The sequence below is a fragment of the Acetobacter pasteurianus subsp. pasteurianus LMG 1262 = NBRC 106471 genome, assembly GCF_000285275.1.
Lineage (GTDB): Bacteria > Pseudomonadota > Alphaproteobacteria > Acetobacterales > Acetobacteraceae > Acetobacter > Acetobacter pasteurianus.
In genome coordinates, this window is record NZ_CADO01000079.1 from 1 (window position 1) to 3,642 (window position 3,642).

Consider the following 3,642-nt stretch of genomic DNA (forward strand, 5'->3'; position numbering starts at 1 on the left):
CCCACTCAACCGAGCAAGCCGCTCTTCAACATCAAAAAAACCAGACTGTTTCATGAGCCATCCCCTCAATCATCACACAAAAGAGGGAATCACAGAGAGAGACCTAAAACCAGAGGGTTTTTCGAACCCTCCAATTATGAGGAACTGGAGCGTGCGATAGATCACGCAGAACGTGTGATCAGACGCCATCGGCCTGATTAGGTTCAGTAAGAACTAGCCAAACTGCGGGCCACGTGATTTTGGGCTATTTGGCTGAGGGGGTGTTTTTTCCGGCGCAGAAAATTTCTGGCTGGCCCGATCGAACCACGATGCAGGAGATTGTGTCTGTTCGGCACTCATTCCCTGCACCGCTCGCTGATCGTCACGCAAGTCAAGACTGCGCACGGCAGCCCGCCCGAGGGCGTAAATGGCGTCACGCGCAGAACCGTCGCGTCCTGGGAGAACCGTTAATTTTTCAATGCCCGCCTTTTGCGCTTGATCGATATGACGCAGAACGGCACCTACCTGCGTGTCGCTTTCGAGAGCTTTCAATTCTCCCCGTAAGCCCCTGAGTTCTTTCAACGTGACACTATCTGCCTGGCCTGCGTTAAGTGTTCTGGTGGTAGCATCAATCCCGGATTGCAGCTCGTGGCGTGCTGGATCACGGAGCGACAGAGCTTCACGACGCGCCTGGTCGGGCGTCATTGTTCGGCCAGACTTAAATAACGTCGCGATAGTATGCATCATAAGACGTTCGTCATTGACTGCGGCTTTGCCGCTGGCTCTGTTCCATTGATCGTGATCGAGTTGGCTGAGATCAAAATTATGACCGGCGTTCCGTGCAAGGTGTGAGAGATGAAGCAGGGTGACCTGCTGGTTTCCTTGCCGAAAAGGCAGGATTTTATCCAAAGCGGCAATATGGGTGGCAGCTCCCCGCGCAAAACGGTCGGAAGAGAGATCCCGCAACCCATTATTGGCATTCAGGGTTTGAAATACGCTTTGAACTGACTGGGAAATCCGGTCTGGATGAAGACCTTTCCGACCATCAACAGCGAGGTCGCACGTCCGGTATTGACCGGCCCAGTCGTAGACATCCTGAAAGAGATGATAATGCAAATCCTTAAGGGCGGACGTCGAGTTGGTATCCGTGGGCATGGTTATCGCACGGCTGAGATACCGGGTTGTTTCAAAAATGCGAAGGCGTTCAGCATTCTGATAGCCCTTCTTGTTCACGAGAACTTCCGTGCCAGGATAGAGATAAGGGTCGGTGACGGGCATCATTCATCTCCTTCCGTAGGACGGATTGGTTCATCCAGTTCGTCATGAAGGCGTTGAAGAAAATCCATGAAAATTTCCACCGGTACACATGCCTCAATAAGTAGAGTTGTGAGAGAGCTTATTTCGGCCATCTGATTACGATCTGGCCTATCAAGTTCGCTTATGGCGCACATCGCGTCCCGGATCAGGACCTTGTAGAAAGACGTCATATCCGCAGAAACTGGCTCAAACGTCAGATTGGCTAATTCCTCTCGATAACGCGCGACACGTGGAAAGCGTGTTGGTTCAAGCATGGTGCCCTCGGTCCTCCCGGTTGTGCCGAGCGAAGGGGGAAACAGATCCCTTATCGTCTGCATCGTATGATCTCCTACGATCACGACTCAGCCAGAGCATGATGCGACCAGAAACAGCTTTTTTTGCTTGAGCTTGAAAACACCTGATCGGCGCTTACTGCACAACTGTCGGGCCGTTTTTCAACTTCTCCGCCAGCCCGTAAAGTGTACGATCCAGTGCGAGTTGACCCGACAGGTAGCGTGAAATCATCGCACGGAGCAGTCCTCCCGGTGAACGGACTTCTCCTGCATCTGTTCGTGCGGCAATTGCGGCGATCACCACTGCATTCGGATAATCCCCAAAAACAGCTTGTCCCTGAGCCCAGGCGTGCCTGGAAATTCCCAACTGTTCGCACGCATAGAGCGCCGCCTGGATGATTTGCGTCTCGGCCGGCCTATCGGAACTACAATATTGACGGAAAATCGGGGCAATATGCAGCACGAATGTCGGCTTGGCCCGGAATCCCCTCAATGGATCCGCCGCAGAAGGGGGTGATGCCTGGTGTTCTGCGACACGGGAAGACGAGGACGGCCGACTACGCGTAGCTTCAATGCAATTTTCGGCGAAGCCGTCTGCTTTTACAGTAGCTTTAGCTAATATGGATGGGTTTGTATTAGTATATTGGGGTCGCTCAGGTGACCCCATGGGGTCACTTTCCACAGTTAAAAGAGAAGAAGCTTTGGTCTCCTCAGGTGGATGTTCGACCTCTTGAAGATACGAAATGTCCCTCTCCAGCTGGTCGTGCAACTGGCGTAACTCCTGGCATATCGGGTCAAGCCATTGAGGATCGCGATCTGTCCCACGCTGACCGACCAATGCAGAGGTGCGAGCGAGTATCTGTTGTCTGTCTTTTACCGTGAGCCCTGCCTCATCAGCCGTCTGGAAAAGGGCATAGATAGTCCTGGCAATCATCGTGACTTCGCGATGCAGACGGCGACCTTCCTGTTGCCGCCACAGTGCCGTTTGTGCCGCGCGTTCCAAATCCTCAAATCGGCGGGCGAGTGGAGAAAGATCAAACCCGTAAGCCTGCTGTCCCCTTGGAGCAAATGGCCCTGATCGCCTGTATCGCTGTCCGTTGGGACTATCCCGGTAGAGAAGCCACCCAGCTTCGGCAAGTTCGCGCAACAGAGTTTTGACGCGGGTGCGGCCGAGGTCAAAGCGTTGCTGTATATCCAGATTGGAAGCCGTCGAGACGGGCAGAACATCGTCCTCACCTGACCAGTCGGCAGGTTGGGTAAATGCGATCAGATAACAGAGCAGTTCTGTCTGCTGGCATGTCAGGCCGAGAATCGACCGTCCTTGACGCAAATAGCGATAAAGGTCGCTCATTTCCACAGCCTGCAGCGGTAGGGCCTCAGCTGTTGTACGCGCAGCAACCATGGCAGGCGTGATTTTCCTGATACCCGCAGAACGGGCGTAACCTTCTGTTATCATTATTCTTTTTGTCCGACGAATGGGTTCAAATCTCCCGTCGCGCTCCTGACCCGCAGGACAAACGTCCCCTATGGCAAGAAAAGACTTGCAATTTTACGGCAAATGTCGGAGAAAAATTGTCGCCAAACGAATTTTTCTTTCCGACATCCCCTTGGGAATGTTTTTTGTGTCTGCAGGCCTCGCGAAAGCGGGGCCTCAGTCGTTTTTGGGGGAAACTATGTCATGGCTCATTCTTCCTCTCAGTCATACTGACGGACCAGGCCGCATTGGCTGCCCTTATCCATCGCCTCTTACATATTCCTCACTGCACGATCTTTTCCTTACAATAGGAAAAACCGATGCAAACGAGACCTTTGGTTGGCGCACCCACTATGTGCTCGTCATGCGACAGGATGCACAATGGTAATCCCCCCATAAAAAGAGTGGCTTTTGAATGAGAATTTTCTCAGCGTAAGGATGAGGAGATTCTGATGAAGAGTGGTCGCTTTACTGACGCCCAGATCATGGGTGTGATCCGTCAGGCTGAGGGCGGTGTCCCGGTTCCTGACCTGTGCCGGGAGCATGGGCTGTGGCGCATCATGGGGTCAGCATTGCGCTGGCCTGTCGGATTTTTGGGAT

The 3,642-nt window shown here is 53.1% G+C and carries 5 protein-coding genes; 2 read left to right on the forward strand and 3 right to left on the reverse strand.

What is annotated here, in order from left to right; all coding sequences use genetic code 11:
• Positions 1-213: 213 nt before the first annotated feature.
• The 3 genes from APA10_RS11195 to repC form a co-directional block, all read right to left on the reverse strand.
• Positions 214-1,260 (reverse strand): Fic/DOC family protein, encoded by a 1,047-nt coding sequence (locus APA10_RS11195; protein WP_035367673.1) that lies wholly within the window; start codon positions 1,258-1,260, stop codon positions 214-216.
• A complete protein-coding gene (locus APA10_RS11200) occupies positions 1,257-1,550 on the reverse strand; it encodes a hypothetical protein (protein ID WP_003631189.1) in 294 nt (97 codons plus the stop codon). Before APA10_RS11200 ends, APA10_RS11195 begins: the two co-directional genes overlap by 4 nt.
• 154 nt (positions 1,551-1,704) lie before the next feature.
• A complete protein-coding gene (repC, locus tag APA10_RS11205) occupies positions 1,705-3,024 on the reverse strand; it encodes a plasmid replication protein RepC (RefSeq protein WP_003631187.1) in 1,320 nt (439 codons plus the stop codon).
• 70 nt (positions 3,025-3,094) lie between these two features.
• Between repC and APA10_RS11210 the strand changes: the two genes are divergently transcribed.
• Together APA10_RS11210 and APA10_RS14980 are read left to right on the forward strand one after the other, a co-directional pair.
• Positions 3,095-3,430: a hypothetical protein gene (locus APA10_RS11210; protein ID WP_035366695.1), complete on the forward strand. Its 336-nt coding sequence runs from the start codon at positions 3,095-3,097 to the stop codon at positions 3,428-3,430.
• A 97-nt stretch (positions 3,431-3,527) separates the two neighbouring features.
• The coding region (locus APA10_RS14980) for a hypothetical protein (RefSeq protein ID WP_408734814.1) at positions 3,528-3,642 on the forward strand (115 nt) is incomplete at its 3' end.

Coding starts and splice junctions, on each gene's coding strand:
- APA10_RS11195 (WP_035367673.1), bottom strand. CDS start 1,260: ATGATGCCCGTCACCGACCCTTATCTCTATCCTGGCACGGAAGTTCTC.
- APA10_RS11200 (WP_003631189.1), bottom strand. CDS start 1,550: ATGCTTGAACCAACACGCTTTCCACGTGTCGCGCGTTATCGAGAGGAA.
- APA10_RS11210 (WP_035366695.1), top strand. CDS start 3,095: ATGGCAAGAAAAGACTTGCAATTTTACGGCAAATGTCGGAGAAAAATT.
- repC (WP_003631187.1), bottom strand. CDS start 3,024: ATGATAACAGAAGGTTACGCCCGTTCTGCGGGTATCAGGAAAATCACG.